This is a genomic window from Singulisphaera sp. GP187, from assembly GCF_900129635.1.
GTDB lineage: Bacteria > Planctomycetota > Planctomycetia > Isosphaerales > Isosphaeraceae > Singulisphaera.
The window spans coordinates 1,522,037-1,539,627 of the sequence record NZ_FSRB01000002.1 but is presented as its reverse complement, the minus strand read 5'-3'; the positions used below and the strand labels follow the sequence as shown (position 1 = coordinate 1,539,627).

The 17,591-nt window shown below is 61.9% G+C and carries 14 protein-coding genes and 1 tRNA gene; 6 read left to right on the top strand and 9 right to left on the bottom strand.

Annotation, left to right across the window (positions count from 1 at the left end; translation table 11 throughout):
- Positions 1-141 precede the first annotated feature (141 nt).
- The gene (locus BUS42_RS30495; protein ID WP_074313378.1) at positions 142-2,226 is read left to right on the top strand and encodes an endonuclease MutS2; all 2,085 of its coding nucleotides are present in this window, start codon (positions 142-144) and stop codon (positions 2,224-2,226) included.
- Between the two features lie 227 nt (positions 2,227-2,453).
- Here the strand turns inward: BUS42_RS30495 and glgB are convergent, their stop codons facing one another.
- Together glgB and BUS42_RS30485 are read right to left on the bottom strand one after the other, a co-directional pair.
- The gene (gene glgB, locus BUS42_RS30490; RefSeq protein ID WP_254053896.1) at positions 2,454-4,715 is read right to left on the bottom strand and encodes a 1,4-alpha-glucan branching protein GlgB; all 2,262 of its coding nucleotides are present in this window, start codon (positions 4,713-4,715) and stop codon (positions 2,454-2,456) included.
- Between the two features lie 263 nt (positions 4,716-4,978).
- Entirely contained in the window at positions 4,979-6,175 is a 1,197-nt protein-coding gene (locus tag BUS42_RS30485) for an endonuclease/exonuclease/phosphatase family protein (RefSeq protein WP_254053895.1), read from the bottom strand.
- Positions 6,176-6,558: 383 nt separating this feature from the next.
- Between BUS42_RS30485 and BUS42_RS30480 the strand changes: the two genes are divergently transcribed.
- The 3 genes from BUS42_RS30480 to BUS42_RS30470 are packed head-to-tail and all read left to right on the top strand — an operon-like array spanning position 6,559 to position 10,207.
- Positions 6,559-7,674 carry an ATP-binding response regulator gene (locus BUS42_RS30480; RefSeq protein WP_074313369.1) on the top strand — a complete coding sequence of 372 codons (1,116 nt, stop codon included), beginning with the start codon at positions 6,559-6,561 and terminating at the stop codon, positions 7,672-7,674.
- 36 nt (positions 7,675-7,710) lie between these two features.
- Positions 7,711-9,765, top strand: a complete 2,055-nt coding sequence (locus tag BUS42_RS30475; protein WP_074313367.1) for a sensor histidine kinase — start codon at positions 7,711-7,713, stop codon at positions 9,763-9,765.
- Positions 9,755-10,207 carry a response regulator gene (locus tag BUS42_RS30470; protein ID WP_074313366.1) on the top strand — a complete coding sequence of 151 codons (453 nt, stop codon included), beginning with the start codon at positions 9,755-9,757 and terminating at the stop codon, positions 10,205-10,207. The genes BUS42_RS30475 and BUS42_RS30470 overlap by 11 nt, the downstream gene beginning before the upstream one ends.
- Before the next feature lie 37 nt (positions 10,208-10,244).
- On the opposite strand, the gene BUS42_RS30465 is transcribed toward BUS42_RS30470, so the two are convergent.
- The 6 genes from BUS42_RS30465 to BUS42_RS30435 all read right to left on the bottom strand — a co-directional run bounded on the left by BUS42_RS30465 (position 10,245) and on the right by BUS42_RS30435 (position 15,645).
- A complete protein-coding gene (locus tag BUS42_RS30465) occupies positions 10,245-10,922 on the bottom strand; it encodes a hypothetical protein (protein WP_074315507.1) in 678 nt (225 codons plus the stop codon).
- A 499-nt stretch (positions 10,923-11,421) separates the two neighbouring features.
- Positions 11,422-12,180 carry a carbonic anhydrase gene (locus tag BUS42_RS30460; RefSeq protein WP_254053894.1) on the bottom strand — a complete coding sequence of 253 codons (759 nt, stop codon included), beginning with the start codon at positions 12,178-12,180 and terminating at the stop codon, positions 11,422-11,424.
- Between the two features lie 775 nt (positions 12,181-12,955).
- Positions 12,956-13,690 (bottom strand): PTS sugar transporter subunit IIA, encoded by a 735-nt coding sequence (locus tag BUS42_RS30450; protein WP_074313360.1) that lies wholly within the window; start codon positions 13,688-13,690, stop codon positions 12,956-12,958.
- Between the two features lie 100 nt (positions 13,691-13,790).
- The gene (locus tag BUS42_RS30445) at positions 13,791-13,979 is read right to left on the bottom strand and encodes a type II toxin-antitoxin system antitoxin (RefSeq protein ID WP_074313359.1); all 189 of its coding nucleotides are present in this window, start codon (positions 13,977-13,979) and stop codon (positions 13,791-13,793) included.
- A gap of 227 nt (positions 13,980-14,206) precedes the next feature.
- On the bottom strand, positions 14,207-14,386 hold the full coding sequence (locus BUS42_RS30440) for a hypothetical protein (protein ID WP_074313357.1): 180 nt from the start codon (positions 14,384-14,386) through the stop codon (positions 14,207-14,209).
- A 602-nt stretch (positions 14,387-14,988) separates the two neighbouring features.
- Positions 14,989-15,645, bottom strand: a complete 657-nt coding sequence (locus BUS42_RS30435) for a hypothetical protein (RefSeq protein ID WP_143206568.1) — start codon at positions 15,643-15,645, stop codon at positions 14,989-14,991.
- A 749-nt stretch (positions 15,646-16,394) separates the two neighbouring features.
- On the opposite strand from BUS42_RS30435, the gene BUS42_RS30430 reads away from it, so the two are divergent.
- Both BUS42_RS30430 and BUS42_RS30425 read left to right on the top strand, forming a co-directional pair.
- Positions 16,395-16,739 (top strand): hypothetical protein, encoded by a 345-nt coding sequence (locus tag BUS42_RS30430; RefSeq protein WP_074313353.1) that lies wholly within the window; start codon positions 16,395-16,397, stop codon positions 16,737-16,739.
- Complete coding sequence (locus BUS42_RS30425; protein ID WP_074313351.1) at positions 16,729-17,154, top strand: DUF7689 domain-containing protein; 426 nt, start codon at positions 16,729-16,731, stop codon at positions 17,152-17,154. Before BUS42_RS30430 ends, BUS42_RS30425 begins: the two co-directional genes overlap by 11 nt.
- 280 nt (positions 17,155-17,434) lie before the next feature.
- Here BUS42_RS30425 and BUS42_RS30420 read toward each other — a convergent pair.
- A tRNA-Glu gene (locus BUS42_RS30420) sits at positions 17,435-17,507 on the bottom strand.
- Positions 17,508-17,591 lie beyond the last annotated feature (84 nt).

Below are 17,591 nucleotides of genomic sequence, written 5' to 3'. Positions count from 1 at the left end.
TACGCATCGGCTCCAGGCGACATGGCCAGAACGGACTGCGGCGTGCGATAATCAGCCGGAGGCGAACCTCGAATTCCCGCGTTGTGTCGCAGGAGAATCGGGTCGTGCGGGCTGAGATGACGTGGGGCGCCGCGAGGGGTCATGGACACACATACGCTAGAGCTTCTGGAATTCGACAAGGTTCGCGCGTTGGTCGCCAAGCGCGCCGCCTGCTCGCTGGGCAAAGAGCGGGCCTGGCGCATGGAACCGAGCCGCGATCCCGGTGAGATCCGAAGCTGGCAGGCACTCACGACCGAGATGCTCGAGGCCCTGTCCAGCGGCCTCACTCCTCCGTTCGGGGGCCTGCACGACATCCGTCCCCAAGTCCGCCGCGCCCAGATCGGCGCGATGCTCGACGCCGAGGAACTCGCCCAATCGGTCGAGACCCTGCGCGCCATCGGCCACCTCAACCAGTGGCTCGAGCGGATCGGCGAAGAGTTCCCTCGGCTCGGTGGGCTCAAGCAAGGGGTCGGAGAGTTTTCCGGGGTCGTCAACGCTATCGAGGGGTGCCTCGACAGCCGAGGAAACGTCCTCGATACCGCAAGCCGTAAGCTCTCGGCGTTGCGCCGCGAGATCGGCCAGGTCGAGGAGCGGATTCAAGAGACCCTCCGAAGGATGCTCCGCTCGAACGAGATCAAGCGGATCCTCCGGTTTCCGAACTTCACGATGGTCGGCCACCACTATGTCTTGCCGATCGCCAAAGAGCATCGTGGCGAGATCCAAGGCTCCGTCCACCGGACCAGCGCCAGCAATGAGACGGTCTACATCGAGCCCCAGGCAATCGCCGAGCATTCCGCCCAGCTCTCCTTCATTCGCGCCCGTGAAGCCAAGGAGATTCGTCGGATCCTCCGCTGGCTCAGCGCCCAACTCGGGCAGGTCGCCGAATCGGCGCTGGGTAGCCTGGAAACGCTCGGCGAGCTCGACCTGATCCACGCGCGGGGACGTTACAGTCTCGACGGCCGGATGACGCCCCCCGACTTCAACGAGGAAGGAAAGCTGGTGCTCCGCGGCGCGCGGCACCCGCTCCTCGAAGCCTTCTTCCGAGGCGACACCGCACCTCCTCGCGTGCCCGAACCGCCGCGTGAAGCGCCAACCGAGAGCAATGCCCCCGACTCAGCTCCTCCCCCGGTCGCGAGTCCGCAGGAACCGAGGACCGTCGTACCCATCGACGTCCACCTTGGCCTTCAGTTTCAGACCCTGGTCGTGACCGGTCCGAATACCGGGGGCAAAACGGTCGCGATCAAGACCGTCGGACTCCTGGCGATCATGGCGCAGGCAGGCTTGCACATCCCTGCACATCAAGGGTCGCAGCTCCCCGTCTTCGACGAGGTGCTCGCGGACATCGGCGACGAGCAGAGCCTGGAGCAATCGCTCTCCACCTTCTCTTCTCACGTGCGGCGCGTGACCGAGATCCTTGCACGCGCCACCGCGAAGTCGTTGGTTCTGCTCGACGAGATGGGAGCAGGAACCGACCCGGCCGAAGGGGCCGCGCTCGGTCGTGCGATCCTCGACGAGATCGACAGCATCGGCGCCCGAGCAATCGTGACCACCCACCTCGGCGACTTGAAAACCTACGCGTTCTCGAATCCTCGGGTCGAGAACGCCGCGGTCGAGTTCGACCTGGAAACCTTGCGGCCCCGCTATCGACTACATATCGGCGATATCGGCCAATCGAACGCCCTGCAAATTGCTCGTCGACTTAGCCTGCCCGAACATATCGTCACGCGTGCGGCGAAGTATCTGGCCCAAGGGCGGGGCCAGGACCTTCCCGAGCTGGCGATCCTCCAGAAGCTTCGCAAGGACGCCGAGGACGCGCGTCAGGCCGCTCTGACCGCCCAATCCGAAGCGGAACGCACGCGGGAAGCACTCAACCAGCGGCTCACCGACCTCCAACGCGAAGCGGAAAACGACGAACGGCTCGCCGATGCGCGAGCCCGGCTCCAGCCCGGCGATCGAGTGGTCGTCCCCAAATTCGGCTACGATCGGCCCGGCCGAGTCGTCAAGCTCGACCCCCGCAAGAAGACGGCCGTGGTGGCGATCGGCCAGATGCAATGGGACGTCGCGATCAGCGAGTTGATCCCCCAGACCATGCGCACACCCGAGGTGGCGGCCCCCGCCAAGGCCAAGTCGGGCGTGACTAAGAACGCCCCCCGCCTCGAAGATTTCGCGGACGAGCCTTCACGATAACAAGCGATCATTGGATCCCATTCAAGCATGCTCAACGAACGAACGACGCTCTCCTCGCCATGGACGATGGCGAGGAAAGCGTCGTTCGGTGGTTGTCCGACATCGATTGCAAGCCAGAAAAGCAATGCACACATTTTGCAACCCGATGGAGCTGCAACGGACCTGCTACCGCTGGGTGCCCCGGGTCCAACCACCCGGCCCCCTTGCGACCGTGTCCGCTTTTTCGGTCATGAAGCCGTCGGCATCTTGAGGAACAGGACGGCCATGGGGGGAATGCGTAACGAGAGGTGATAGGGCCGACCTCCATGGGACTCGTGCCTGGCCCAGACTCCCCCTTGGTTGCCGACGTTCGACCCGCCGTAGCGCTGAGCGTCGGTATTGAGGATCTCGCGATAATAGCCGCCGCTGGGAACGCCGACCCGGTAGTCCTCACGCACGACCGGCGTGAAGTTACAGACCACGACAACCGAGTCGCTCCGATCCTTCGCGGACCGGAGGAAGGCGAGAACGCTATTCTCCCAATCGTGAAGCTCGAGCCACTCGAAGCCCTGCCACTCGAAGTCGACCTCATACAGCGCGGGATCGGAGCGATAGATCGCGTTCAGGTCGCCGACGAGATTCTTGATCCCCTGATGGTCGGGCCACTGGAGCAGATGCCAGTCGAGACTGGTGTCGTGGCCCCACTCGCGCCACTGCGCGATCTCGTCGCCCATGAAGAGGAGTTTTTTGCCGGGGTGACCGTACATGTAGCCGTAGAGCAGTCGCAGGTTGGCAAACTTCTGCCAGAGATCACCGGGCATCTTGTCGAGCAACGACCCCTTGCCGTGAACCACCTCGTCGTGCGACAGCGGCAGCAAGAAGTTTTCGTTGAACGCGTAGATCATGCTGAAGGTCAACGACCCATGCTCATACTTCCGAAAGACAGGGTCTTTCGACATATACTCAAGGGTGTCGTTCATCCAGCCCATGTTCCACTTGAGACTGAAGCCGAGGCCTCCCAGGTAGGTGGGCCGCGAAACCCCTGACCAGCTCGTCGACTCCTCGGCGATGGTCAAGACCCCTGGGTGCTCGGCGTGGCAGAGCTCGTTGAGTCGTTTGATGAAGTCGATCGCCTCGAGGTTCTCGTTGCCGCCGTGGATGTTGGGAACCCACTCGCCCGGCTTGCGCGAATAGTCGAGGTAGAGCATCGACGCGACGGCATCGACGCGCAGGCCGTCGATGTGGTAACGCTCGAGCCAGAACAGGGCATTGCCGAGGAGGAAGTTGCGCACCTCGGGCCGGCCGTAGTTGAAGATCTTCGTGCCCCAGTCGCGATGCTCACCGAGCCGGGGGTCTTCGTGCTCGTACAGGTGGGTGCCGTCGAAGAAGCCGAGCCCATGGACGTCGCGCGGGAAGTGCGCGGGGACCCAGTCGAGGATCACGCCGATCCCATTCTGATGGAGCGTGTCGATGAAGTAGGCGAAGTCATCAGGCGTGCCGAATCGCGAGGTCGGCGCGAAGTAGCCAACCGGCTGATACCCCCAACTGCCATCAAACGGATGCTCATTAACCGGCATCAGCTCGATGTGGGTAAAGTTGGTCTCCTTCAGATGCTCGACCAACTGGTCGGCAAGCTCCCGATAGGTGAGGAAGCGATTCCCCTCCTCGGTTTTCCGCCGCCAGGAACCGAGGTGGACCTCGTAGATCGCAAGCGGGCTGTTGAGGCTTTGGGCTTGCTGGCGGCCGCGCATCCACTCGTCATCGTGCCAATCGAAGTTGGTCACGTCCCAGACGACCGACGCGGTCTCCGGCCGCAATTCGGCGGAGAACCCGTAAGGGTCGGACTTCTTGACCAGGTAGCCCTGGACCCGACTCTTGATCTCAAACTTATAGACTTCGCCCTGGGAGAGCTCGGGGATGAAGATCTCCCAGAGGCCGGTGGCGCCACAGCTCCGCATCGGGTGGCGGCGGCCGTCCCAGTGGTTGAAGTTGCCGATCACGCTCACGCGTTCGGCGTTCGGTGCCCAGACCGCGAAGTGGACCCCCGCCACGCCTTCGTGGTCGCGAAGGTGCGCGCCCAGCCGCTCGAAGTTCCGGTAGTGCGTTCCCTCCCCCAGGAGATGGAGGTCAAAATCGCTGAGCACCGGGCCGAACTGGTAGGGGTCGATGAACTCCCAACTGAAGCCCTCATGGCTCTCGACCGCCAGCCGATAGGGAAAGGGGGCCGTCCGCGTCGGGAAATGCGCCACGAAAAATCCGTCGGGGTGAATTTGCTCCATCGGAGTGCGAACACCAGGTTCGCCCCCCGACAGGTCGACAACCCAGGCGTTTTTCGCTTCGGGTAAGAAGGCCCGAATCAGGCGAGCCGGCGCGGCCCCGTCGCTCCATTCATGCGAACCGAGAACGGAGAACGGAGCCCAGTGATTAGCGTGGACGATCCGGTTCAGGTCATCCACCGACGTGGTCGGCGTCTTCGCACTCTTCACGGCCATGCTCGTGAGCTCGCTCATGTTTCGCCAGTCGAAATGGGAGTTCTGTAACCAAAACCTTAGCGACGAGAGCGTGGCGGTGCAACCGCCATGCCCGGCGGTTCTTAATCCTCGTCTCGCACGGGCGAATGAACCCCTCGGAGTTCGCCAAGCGGGCCGCGATTCCGAGAAAATCCGGGGGACGGCCCCGGATCTCGCCCAAAGAAATTTCGACGAGGAACGAGTGCCCGCGACGATCCACCAGGCTCCACTGCGCACGCCAACGACAGAACACGTCGCATCGATCAGCGGGGAGTCGGCACCGCGGACCGCGGAGCCGGAGCTGGAGGCAAGACCACCTCCGCGATCAAAGGCAGGTGATCCGAGCCACAGTCGATCCCGACCCAGCAGCGTGTGAACGTCCAGTGCGGGCTGGCGAGGAGGTGGTCGATCCGGAACCAGGGGACCCGGGAAGGACGCGTGTAGCCGTAGCCCAGCCCCGCGTCTTCGAAGCCAAACCGAAAGACCGACCGGAGTGTCGCCATCGACGAGTCGTCGGAGGGCATATTGAAGTCGCCCCCGACGAGGACCGGGACGTTCCCCAACGCGCTCAGGCTGCTCACCACCCGACCCAGTTGAATCCGCCACCATTGGATCTGGGGGGGCAGCCGGTTCAGATTCCCCTCGAGCACCCCGGTCAACCCGGGCCGGATCGTGGGCAGGTGGACCGTGACGACCACGAATTCGACGCCTTGGGGTGTTCGAACCCGGACCCGATCGAGCTGAGCGGAATACCACCCATCGTTCGACGACTGAACATTCAACGATTCCAGGTTGGCGACGATCGGGTAACGACTTGCCAACCGCTTCGACGGATCGCGATACCATCCCCGATCCAGGTAGGCCTTGAACGCGAGATTGATCTCGACGTTCTCCTGCAAGCAGATCAGATCGATCCGCTCCCGTTCAATCATCTGGATCAGACGATGGGAATCGATCGGGCCGGGACCAAGGTTGTAGGTCAGAATCCGAACCCGCGTTCCCTCGACGCGAGGACCCCAGAGCCGTGCCGTCGAAAAGGAAAGCCCCATCAACGGACCGGCCACGACCAGGCCGATCGTTCCCTGCAAGATCCAGTGCGAGGGACGCCACCTCAAGCCGCTGGCCAGGGCCAGCGCAATGACGGGGCCGAGGTAGAGCCAGCGCGGCACGAACAGTAAGATCGTCACTCCCCACCAGTCTTCACCGACCCAGTAAATGAGCGCGAGGATCGTCAAGAGAAACAGCGCGTACACCCAGGTCGCGATCGCAATCGACCGGCCGCGTCGATGGCGCGGTCGAGCCGGTTCATGACCCGATGCGGCGGCGATGTCGGAGGCCGATACGGATGCGCCGCACCCCAGGCATTGCGTCAGATACGGCCGTGACGGATTCGGCGTTCCACAAGCCGCACACCGCCAGAACGGGTCGGAGATTGCCGAGCGAGCACTCTCTGTCATCATGGTCCTCAACACACTGTCGGTCCCGGTTCGCGATCCGCAAACCGGGCCGCTCCGTCGCCATGTCCGTCAGCGCACGATTCAAGAGAGGGGTCACATCGCCTGGAGTGAGAGCCTTGGGGTAAGATGCACCATGAGCAAGACCCGGGACGTAACCAATGAGGGGGCCACACAGGATGGAAGCGGCTGCCCGACCTCGCCACTCCACGGAGTTTTGAATCCACTCTGTGTCCAGGGAACAATAATTGGCGTATTATACGCGAAGAGCCACTCTCAGAGGAATGCGAGGGAGGTTCATCCCATGACGTTCTCAAGGACGCGACGAGGCGATCGGGGGGACCGCGGCGCGACTTGCGTCGGCGATGGGTTCAAAGGAGTTGCGGCCGATGAGTGCGGTCCTGATCGTCGACGATAGCCCGGCCGATCGGGCCCTGTTCCGAACCTTATTAAGCCGCGCCGGCCACACCGTCCATGAAGTGGCTCGGGGAGGGGATGCGTTGGCAAAGGCGCGGGAGGTCCGTCCTCACGCGATCGTGCTCGACGTGAACCTGCCCGACATGGACGGCCATTCGGTCTGCCGTGCGATCCGCGCCGACCCCGAGGTCGCGGGCGTGCCGGTGCTGATGCTCACGGTGCGCGACAACGACAACGACGTCCTGACAGGCCTCAACGCCGGTGCCGACGACTATGTGACGAAGGACTCGCCGGGTGAGATTTTCCTCGCCCGGATCAGTCGGCTGATCCAGTATCGCCAGATGGCGACCGTGGCGGCCCTGAACGAGCATTTGGTCCAGGTCGGACGGCTCCTGGCCGGGATCGTCCACGAGATTCGCGGGCCGCTCTCTGTCATTCGCGGCAGCGCGGAGTTGATGAAGTATCAGCTCAAGCCCGACGATCCCCACCTGCAATGGCTCGACCCGATTCTGCGGAACGCCCAGGTGCTCCAAATTCGACTCGAGCACTTGATGGCGACCGTCCGGAGCGGCGCGCCCATGGTCGTGTTGGTGGACTTGCCCCCGCTCGTCCGCGAGTCGACCGACCTGTTCCTCAAGGGAAGCGACCCGCGTGAGTGCCCGATCGGAATCGAAACGATCGTTCCCGATCGGGTACCTCCGGTGCGCGCCGACGCCGGTCGGCTCTTGCAGGTCTTTCTCAACCTCCTCGGCAACGCACACGAAGCCATCCTGGCGTCGGGGCACGGCGGGCAAATCACCGTCCGGGTTGAGCCGGTCCGCGACCAAGAGGCGGACTGGGTCAGAATTGAGGTCCGCGACAACGGACCGGGGATCCCGGAAGCCTTGCTGGAACGGATTTTCGAACCGTTCTTCACCACAAAGGAATCGGGAAGCGGGTATGGTCTATACCTCGCCTCCGAGATCCTCAAGGAGCAAGGGGGACGGCTTTCCGCCTCGAACATTCCCGGCGGAGGTGCCTGTTTCACCATCTGGCTACCCCAGGCCGTCATGCCCGCTGCCATCCGGAGCGGGCAGGGGGACTCGTAACCAGCGCCCGCGATCGTCTCCGAGACCCGATCCATCATGCCCGCTCCATCTCACCGCAAGTCTGCCCCGTTCCAAGACCAATGGGGGGCCGCCCTGATTCTCGGCCTACTCTGGGTCGGCTTCGGCGCGGCCAGCTACGCGATTCTCGGGTATCCCCGAAGTCTGCCGATCCTGGTGCTCAGCGCCCTCATGCTTTTGATCGCCGGGCGAGTGCAGAGCGATGCCGAGCGTAAGCGGTGGGCCACCCCGATCCACCGGCTCGCTCGAGAGCTGAACGCACTGGCCGACGACCCTCAACTCCCGTTTGAGCTCACGTACGCCCCTGAACTGGGCGAAGTCCTCAGAGCGCTCCGGGAATTGAAGAAGGTCTGGCACCCGGTTCCCAAGGCGGACCCGCCGTCGTCGCTCAACCTGACGTTGAGCAGTGGCGAGTTCAGCTCGCAACAGATCACCGATTCACTCACGCGAAGCGCCCTGCTGGCGTCGCTGACCCCGGGAAACGATAGCCTCGATGTCTCCCTCTCGGGCGACTTCTCCACCACCGACATGGTCAGCCGGCTCGAGTCCCGAACGCTCCGTTGGATCGAGTCCAGCGCCGCCGAGCAGGAATTCCTGGGCTGGGAGCTCAAGCAGCTCCGCGAGATGTCGTTTCTCGAGATCGTCCACCCTGATGATTACGAGCGAGCGCGCGACGAGCTGCGCGCTGCGATCTCGAAGGGGGAAGCGCACGGCCTGATCCTCCGGATCAAGACCGCGCGCGGTAAGCCGAAGGCGATCGAGATGAACGTGGGCGCCCGCTATGGCGCGGACCTGACGGTCTCGCACCTCCGCTGCCACATCACCGACGTCACCGCCAAGATCCGCGCGGAGCGTGAACTTCGCCTCCGAACCCGCGAACTCACCCAAGTCAACGAGCAGCTACGCCACATCAACCGCGAACTCGAAGAGTTGAAGGATCGGTACAGCGACCTCTATCAGAACGCTCCGGCGATGTATTTCAGCCTCGACGAGCAGGGGCGGCTCCTCGAGTGCAATGATACGCTTCTCCGCACGCTCGGGTACCGACGCGACGAGGTGATCGGCCAATCGTACGAGCGGCTCCTCCCCGAATGGCGCCGCTCGCTGTTCGCGGGGCGGTTCGCCGACTTTTGCCTGAACGGCAAAGTCGAGATCGAAAGCCAGTGGGTGATGGCGAACGCGGAGACGATCGACGTCTGGGTCTCGGGAACCACCGTCGTGGGGTCGGGCGGCAGGCTCCTGCACACCCGCATCGTGGCCCAGGACGTCACCGCGCGACACCGACTCGAGGCCGAGCTCCGGGAGAAGAACGCCCGACTGGCCGTGACGATCGACGAGCTCTCCCGGAAAAACAAGGAGATGGACGAGTTCACCTACGTCGTCTCCCATGACCTCCAGGAACCACTGCGTACCTTGATCGCCTTCTCCGACTTCCTGCTCCGCGATTGCGGCGATAAACTCGACTCTAACGGCCAAGAATACGTCCGTTACCTGGTCGACGCATCAAGGCGCATGCGAGCCCTCATTCACGGCCTGCTGACGCTTTCTCGAGCCGGGAGGGTGACAGGCGATTTCGCGACGGTTAACCTGGAAGAGGTAATGTCGCTCCTCAAGGCCGACCTGGGTGAGTTGATTCGCAGTAAAGGGGCGGAAGTCAGGACGGTTGGAGTGCTACCCACGCTCTGGGGGGACCGCGACCGGATCGGCCAACTCCTCGCGAATCTGATCGGCAACGGGTTGAAGTACAACCAGAGTGCCGCGCCTTGGGTGGAAGTGGGAACGCGAGTCGACGAACCTGGCCCCTGGCTGACCCTTTATGTGCGAGACAATGGGATCGGCATCGACCCCCAGTTCCATACGAGGATTTTCCAACTCTTCCGGCGTTTGCACACGCGGGAGGAATACGAAGGCACAGGCGCCGGCCTTGCCATCTGCAGCAAGATCGTCCATGCCCACGGCGGCCGGATCTGGGTCGAGAGCGAACCCAATCAAGGGGCAACGTTCTTCATCAGCCTACGCCGATCTCCACCCGAACCTTCCATGCCGCAAACCGAAGTGACTCATGCGACCTGATTTCCATATCCTCCTGGTTGAGGACAGTCGGGCCGACGTGATGATCATCGAGCGCGCGTTGCACGACGGGAACGTCCCGCACCGCCTGACCGTCATCCACGACGGACGCAAAGCGCTTGATTATCTAGTCCGCCTGCAAGACCCGAAGGCCGACATCGAGCTCGAACCCGACCTGATCCTGCTCGATCTCAACCTCCCTGGCATCGATGGTTACCAGGTCCTGACCCAGATCAAGAACGACCCGCTGCTGCGGATCATCCCGGTCGTTGTCCTCACCACGTCACTCCGTGACGAAGACGTTTTCCAGACCTACCAGGCCGGCGCCAACACGTATATTCAGAAGCCGTCCGAATACCCGCGCTATCGCGACCTGGTCGTCACTCTCCGTCAATACTGGCACGAGACCGCCGTCCGACCGCCTCGCACCCGTCCGCCCCACTGACGACGTGAGGCCGGTCGGTCGTGCCACTCCGTTCCCATCAAATCTGCGTGAGAAAATACCCGTTGACACCGTACCCGATCGCGTACGGCCATCCTGCCGTTCCTTGAGGAACGTAGCGGGGAGACTCAAAAACAATATTCTGCTGCGGCAGCGGGATCGCGTTGCGAACGTCCGAGTTGAAAGTCACCTGAAAGAGCGGCTTGACCCCGTTCACGACCGGGGCAAAGAACGACTGGTTCTGGCCAGGCCGGAACGTGAAGAAAAAGGTCTGGCCGTTGCGGTAGGTCGACGCCGAGATCCCAAAGGTCACCGTCGTCCCGGTGTTGTTCCAGAGACTCACGACGCCATAGTCAAGAAAACCACCGGGAAGCCCCAACCGAATCAAGCCCATGCCACCATTGGGCCCCGACCCGGGATTGGGCTGAGGCGTCGGCCGCGGACGCGGGTGGCGGCGCTGGGCCCGCAACGCCTCGATCGTCCCTCGCTCCGCGGCGACAGCGGCAGCGGCGACCCCAGGCCCGTTCAACGGGGCCGTTCCCGTGGGCGCTTGAAACTGAGGGAGCCGCGCAAGCACCATCGCCGCTCGATCCGCGCGATGACGAACCGCCATGGCCTGAAGCTCGCTGGCGGCGGCCAAGGTATGAGCGGTTGCGACGCAACGCTCTTCAACGCACTCCGCGCTCGGTCGGAACGATCGTTTCGCCCTATCAATCATCGGTGTCGTCCTCAAGAGGGGCTCGTCAAGTCGCAGGCCCGAGGGGGTCACGCCCACGCGGAGCATGAAGCCGGAACCGCCGAGCTCAGTCCCTTAAATATACCCGACGATTACACGCCTGCATTGACGCGCAGAAATCAAGGCAGACGAGCTCCGACTCTCCCTCCCATCCCCCCTGGGACCGCGGGCGTCGCGCCCGTTCTTTAATAAGTCAAAACGATTTCAAATCAGAATTTAATATCCCTTTAGATTAAATTGCGGGCGGGATGCCCGCGGTCCCAGGGAATTCGATTCAAATCAAAACAAGCAGGACGACCACGGTCCCAGGGAAATCCATTCAAATCAAAAGCAGGCAGGACGACCACGGTCCCAATCGGGGAGGAGAGATGTCGGGGCAGAAAAATTCGGCCAAGCCGCCCCTGCGCAGGGGCGACTTGGCCACTCGAAAACGAAGGGCGATGGTGGAGAAATCGTCAGTCGTTCGTTCCTCCAAGGAGGTTTAGGACGTCGCCGTATCCGCATCCGACACGTCGTGCGTCCGGTCCGCAACCCCGTTAGCACTCGCGGCGGCGGGGTTGGGGGACGTCTCGCGGCCCGGCTTGAGGATCTGGGCCATTTTCACGGCCAGGGTGTAAAACTCCTTGGGATTGGTCGGTGCGGTCGCGAGATGGACGTGCTCGTCAGAGCGTGCTGCGCTGGGGTCGACCGGCATACAGACCTGATGGTTACGGATGTTGTGGACCCCGTACAGCACCTCGATTTCCCAGCGCGCGTTGCGTTCGACATCCTGGCGAAGGGCGAACGCCGCTTGCGCCGCATTGAGGCAGACCGCGGTTTCGATCAGGGCCTCCCGAAAGCCCGGCATGTCGCGTGCATCGGGTCCCCAGACGTCCTTGATCCCGTTGGCCGCTTCGCGGACCGCCACGAAGATCCGCTGGGTGATCGAGCGGAGCATGGGGGTGACCGCCTTCGACCAGAACTTCAACGGCTGGAGGTAGGCATCGACCGCTCCGGTCACAGCGCCACAACCGCTGTGGCCGAGCATGACCACCACCCGAATGCTATGGCTCAAGCTGGTGAGCGCATAGTCCACGCTCCCCAGGCAGGCATCGTCCAGGACGTTGCCGGCGACCCGAATCACGAACAGGTCGTTGAACCCCTGGCCGAAAAGCATCTCGGTCGGCACCCGGGCATCCGAGCACCCGACCACCACCGCGAACGGCGATTGCGTGGGCATCTCGCCGTAGGTCCGCTTCATCCCCACCTCCAACCCGTTGCATTGCACAACGTAGCGAGGTTCACCCAGGGACGTCGTATTGGTCCGGCAGCTCTCCATCCAATGGGAGAACATCCGGTTACCATCTTCCAACGCCTTCCTCGCGGCTTCCGCATCGCGGGTCAAAGGCTTCGCAGTCGGATTTTTTGGATCAAATCTGTAAATATAATCAATCGTATTCATTATTGATCTCGAGTGCGTCAAAACGCGCGGCGATTGCCAGTCAGCGTGGTCGGAGGATTGTCTGAATCAGAACTTCCTGCTTCTCCAAACAAGGAGCACGCGACGCTTGAGGCCGAAACCGTCTCTCAAGATCCAGTGGTCGTACGGCGAATGCGGGGGGGGGGATTGGGTACGAAATTTCAATGCATCGTGAACCAACTCGCAGGTTCCGGACAAGCCTGGACCTTGCCAATCGACCTTGTTCTGGTTGAGGTTGGTCGCTCCGCGGGATTGAGGCCGCATGGTCCGCGACGCACGATCACCTCTTGCGGACGCAACACCGAATTATCTCCGGTCAGGCTGGCGATTGCCAGTGCTCGCTTCCAGCGCAATCTCGAAGGACCCGTGATCGCCTCGATCCGGGGTATCAGGCAGCTCCGACTCGCTCGGCAATTCATCGAGGGCAATCGCTACACGGTCAATTTCCTTCGGTAACCCTCTCGGGATCGCGCAACCTGCGGTCGCACACCCCATTCAGGGCCAGGAGCTAGGTGGATGCCTTCGGCCAGCTTCCCTCACTCGCTCCGATCCCGACTTAGTCCGAGGGCCGTGGAGTCGGGGCCACTCCCTCCGCGGGCACACTTTGGAGCCGAGGACCCGCGAGTTCCTTCTCTGCCCGTTCGACATGAACCAAGATCTCGGGACGCGCTTCGGGCCGTTTGATCGCCTGCCGGAAGCCCGGATCTCTTAGGACGAAGGATAATTTCGAGGTGAGGTGGAGATGAGCCCGCGTGGTGGGGCTGATGATCGTGAACAAGGTATGGACCGGCTTACCATCGAGAGCGCCGTACTCGATCGGCTGATCCAGAAAGCAGAGCGCGATCATGGGACGCCCGACGTGGAGCACGACGGGATTGCGCACGTGCGGAATGGCAATTCCATCGCCGACCGCCGTGGGAGCGATCGCCTCGCGGGCGACCAGGACGCGGAGCAGGAAATCCCGGTCGACCTCTTCCGGCAATCGGAGGAGGCCGACCACCTCGCGCAACACGCTTTCCTTGTCAAAACCCGAGACCCGGTAAAAGACGCCGCCCGCTTCCAAGGCGGCCAGCAGCGACGGGATCGGTTGGTCGGCGGCCTCGGGCTCTTGGAAAATCTCGCTGGAAACCTTGAGCCGGCGCGCAGTCGCCCACTCCAGGATCTCCGCGCGATTGAAGCGGTACTGGTCCTGGACTCGGTAGGCCGGGATGGTCTGCTGTTTGATCCAGCGATAGATCGTCTTCTCGGAGACGGTCAGCAGGCTCGCTGTCTCGCGGACCGAAAGGTTCATGCTCGGAACACCATGATTTCCCCAGCGAACCGCACGAAGGGACCGAACCCTCGATTCAAGGTCAGGGCCCGTCGCTCCTTAAAAAAAGGCCGGGCTTCCGTTACCGCGCGGCCTCGTCCGCCCGACTCGGCGTCCGGTTTCCCCCCGACTCGCGTTGCTCGGCATCGTTCTTGAGAATCGAGACGATCAGCGCGTTGAGCGACGCCTTGTCCTCTTTGGCCCAGCTCGCCAACTGCTCATGCAGCGCCGGTGGCATGCGAATCTGGAAATGCACGACGGTTTCCGGCATGAGCGTGTCCTTGTCCCGAGAGGGTCAGCAAAGCAGAGCGAGAAGACCGGAGCCAGGCTCCACAATCCCTCGCCCCCGAGTGACATCTTAGGACACTATCCTTCCAGGTTCTCCAATTGTCAAGCCTGAGCCATGATTGTCCTTCTCAGGACGTTGATGACAGGTCAGACCGGGCCGCCCCTGGCAGTGGGTCGGGGTGAGCTTCGCGCCGAGTCAAATCGGTGGTGTCAGCCCCGGCGGGCCCCGTGGCTTCTTTTGGACTCACCCTCCAGGCGAGCGACCCGCGCTTTGAGGCTCTCGACCTCCTGAAACAAATCGTCGATCTTGAGCTTGAGAAGTTCGTTGCTGAGTGCCTCGGGCTTCAGTCCCTGATCGCCATGTCTGAAGTGGCCTTGCTCGTGTGACATGAATCGCCTCGGTCTGGCTGGGCCGTCGAGTCCATTTCGCACACACCAGGGTGGCTTGAACCTGCATCAATTATGCCAAACCGGGGATTGACACCAAGGAAAAATCGCCTTGGCAAATCCGTATTTACCACGCTTGATTGACTGACAATCTCATCGATTTCCGATTCTTCCAAGCAGTTCAGTCAGGTGATGAACGGTTCGGGATTGCCCCCCTCGGCGACAACCCAGAGAGTGGCTTCCACCAGGCCGTGAAGGGAGGGGTAGGCCCGATCGGAGTCACCGCGCACCTCGGCGGCAATCGTGGTCGTCTCGTTGGCGAAGTTGAGAAAGAATCGGATCGGGTCAAACCTCCGGCAGCCAGGCGTCGAGAGTGGGGCAGGAGAGGTAAGCTGGTGAACTCAATCAGGCCGGCAATGGTCCGCCTTGCTTTCCTCATTTCGCCAAGCCTCCCAAATGAAGTACCTGGCTATCAAAACTCCAGGAGTTCCGCTGGGAAAGACCTCGGGGCACGCCAGGATGGCGTGCCGCTTGGCGCGGAGGCGTGACGGCCCCTGGGGGTGGAACGACCGTGGCCTTACTCGCACGCCAAGTTAGCCGGCTCATCATGAATCAATGCATACATAAGCATGCCAAATATTCCTGAGATTCCGTCCGCCCGTCTTCTCGTGCAACCATAACGCCGCCACACCGACCGGTACCGTGCAAATCAGCCATGAGAGGAGCCAGGGCAACACCAAATTCGTAAAGCTATAGAGATTGTCAGGTGGCCCGATTATGGCCCAGCCGAGTTGTTTGATCTTGTAGTCAAGACTGAATATACGAGAGCAAACGAGGACAGGGAGCAGAACCAGTTCCCATGCGACCGAAGAGGCGACGATCCGCCTCCAATCACTCGGACGCCGGGCCAATGCATCGTTGAGCCGCACACACACGAACGTGGGCGGCAGCGGGATGAGGACAAAGGCGAAGGTGATCGCGACCCAGGCGAACCGCCCGTCACTCGCCTGAACATCGCCAAAACGAGCCGTGTAAGCGGCGAAGATGGCGGGAGCGAACGCATAGGCGTGGACATAAAGCATAACCAGGCAGGCCAAGTTCCACGCTACGATCGTCAGGAGTATCGACCTGGGCAGGAACAGCCCGAAGAGAACGAACACGGTGGGCAAGAGGAAGGGAGGCCAGGCACACGAGACAGCGATGCTCGCGACCACCCCCATGATCTTGCAGAGAGTGAGTCGTCCTCGTGGGAACCGCGACATCGTGTTTGTGGCCTCGATCGCCCGGCGCTGCCTACCGCCCAAGGTCAGCGAACTGGACCCGCCGAGCGTAACCTGGATATTACCACAAACCGGGGCGGCGGGGCGGCCCCTGGGGCTGGAACGATCGTGCGCTTATCGATATGGGACGTGGCCGAGTGCATCGACGTGCTAATGACGGCTCCGGCCACCAGTGAGGCCGCATGACCCGCGTCAAATTCAAGGACTGCGGAGTAAGTCGGTGACCAGGCACCTAAAGGGGGTAATTCGGGGAGCCTGGATAGTCCAACGGCGTCTCCACCGAAACACAACCGCTTTAAGCCTCTCAGCCCTCCCAAATAAGGGCCTGGCCACTTGCACTCCGGCTCGACCTCCCAGACCAGACAATATCATCACCATATCAAAACAAAATTCATTTAACGTCTTTCGCCGGGTCTCTCGCCCGGTTCGGTCACTCCCATATCGGCCTCTTACTTCAGCGGAATCTCCATGCTCCGATACTATCGCACCGACGGAGATATTCAATCATTGATTTCAGGCGAAGATAGCGGGGACGGCTTTACCAATCGTTTTGCCGATTTGTTCCCTACGAAACGAGGTGAACGGACCACTTCCCCAAGATACCACTGTTCCAGCAGGCATACTGCGGCCCGCGTTTGCCTTGGGGCCTTTCGCATTTGGCGGTAGAATAAAATCGTGATCGGGCGGCCAACCGTCTTACTCGGACGTTCACTCGCAAGGAGCGCACGGCCATGTCGAAGAATCCATCCCCACCTCCAGCGGCGACCGAAAGACTCAGTGTCGCGGAACGATTCCAACGGCTTGCCGCCGAGTGGAAACAGGAGTCGCGCTACCTCTCCAATTCCGCCCAGATGGCCATGCTCAAGCCCTACCAGCGGATCATCGGAATGGGGGCTCCAGTCGTCCCCCTGATCCTCGAGGAGTTGAGCCGCGAGCCCGATCAGTGGTTCTGGGCACTCGAAGCGATCACCGAGCAGAACCCCGTCCCGCCCGAGGCCATGGGCAAGGTGCGACTGATGGCCCAGGCCTGGGGCCTGTGGGGTGAACGCCAAGGCGTCCTCGGCCATGGAAGCTGACGAGGATTTCCCCCGCCTGACGCCCGAGAACCACCGGGTCACCAGCCCGGCGATGATCGACGACAACTGCATCGCATGGGCGGCTGGGGACACCGAGTACTGGTGGGAGCCGGGGGTATTCTGGCCTATCGTATCGCCTCCCGACGAATACGGCATCGGTATCCTGGAAGCCGCGTTCAAATCACTCGGCTTCGAAGCCTGTAACGGGGAAGAATCCGATCCGGGATTTGAGAAGGTCGCCATCTACGGCAACCACCTTTTTTACACACATGCAGCCAGACAATTACCAACGGGAAAGTGGACGAGTAAGCTCGGCAAGCTTGAAGACATCGAGCACGATACCCCAGACGTCGTTGCGGGTGGCGTCTACGGGGAGGTTGCGGGGATCATGCGACGGCCAGCAAAACTCGAGTGACCTGACAGACGTCGATTAGGGCAGGGGACTTTGGCTTCGGGCAGAGGCCCGGATTCATCCAACGGCCCGACCCCGTCGAGAGTAAGCGACCACCATCAGCGGGGCGAGGAAAATGATAAGTGCGGCCAGCGGCTAGACCCGGGGTCAGCTTCTGCCGGCCCACAACTGGTCGCTTGATCGATCGTACGGTTGGTTCGTCGCAAAGTAAGCGGAAGCGAATCGGGGGCGCATAGAAAACAGGGGTCAGGGCTTTCGCCCTGACCCCTGTTTCTCTAACCAGTACCCCCACGGGGACTCGAACCCCGGTCCCTAGGCTGAGAACCTAGTATCCTAGGCCACTAGACGATGGGGGCCTTTGCGGTAGGACTATAATGCCGTCCATTCGGGGAGAAGTCAAGTCCTCGGAGTGTGGGAAGATCATAGAATTCGATTTTACG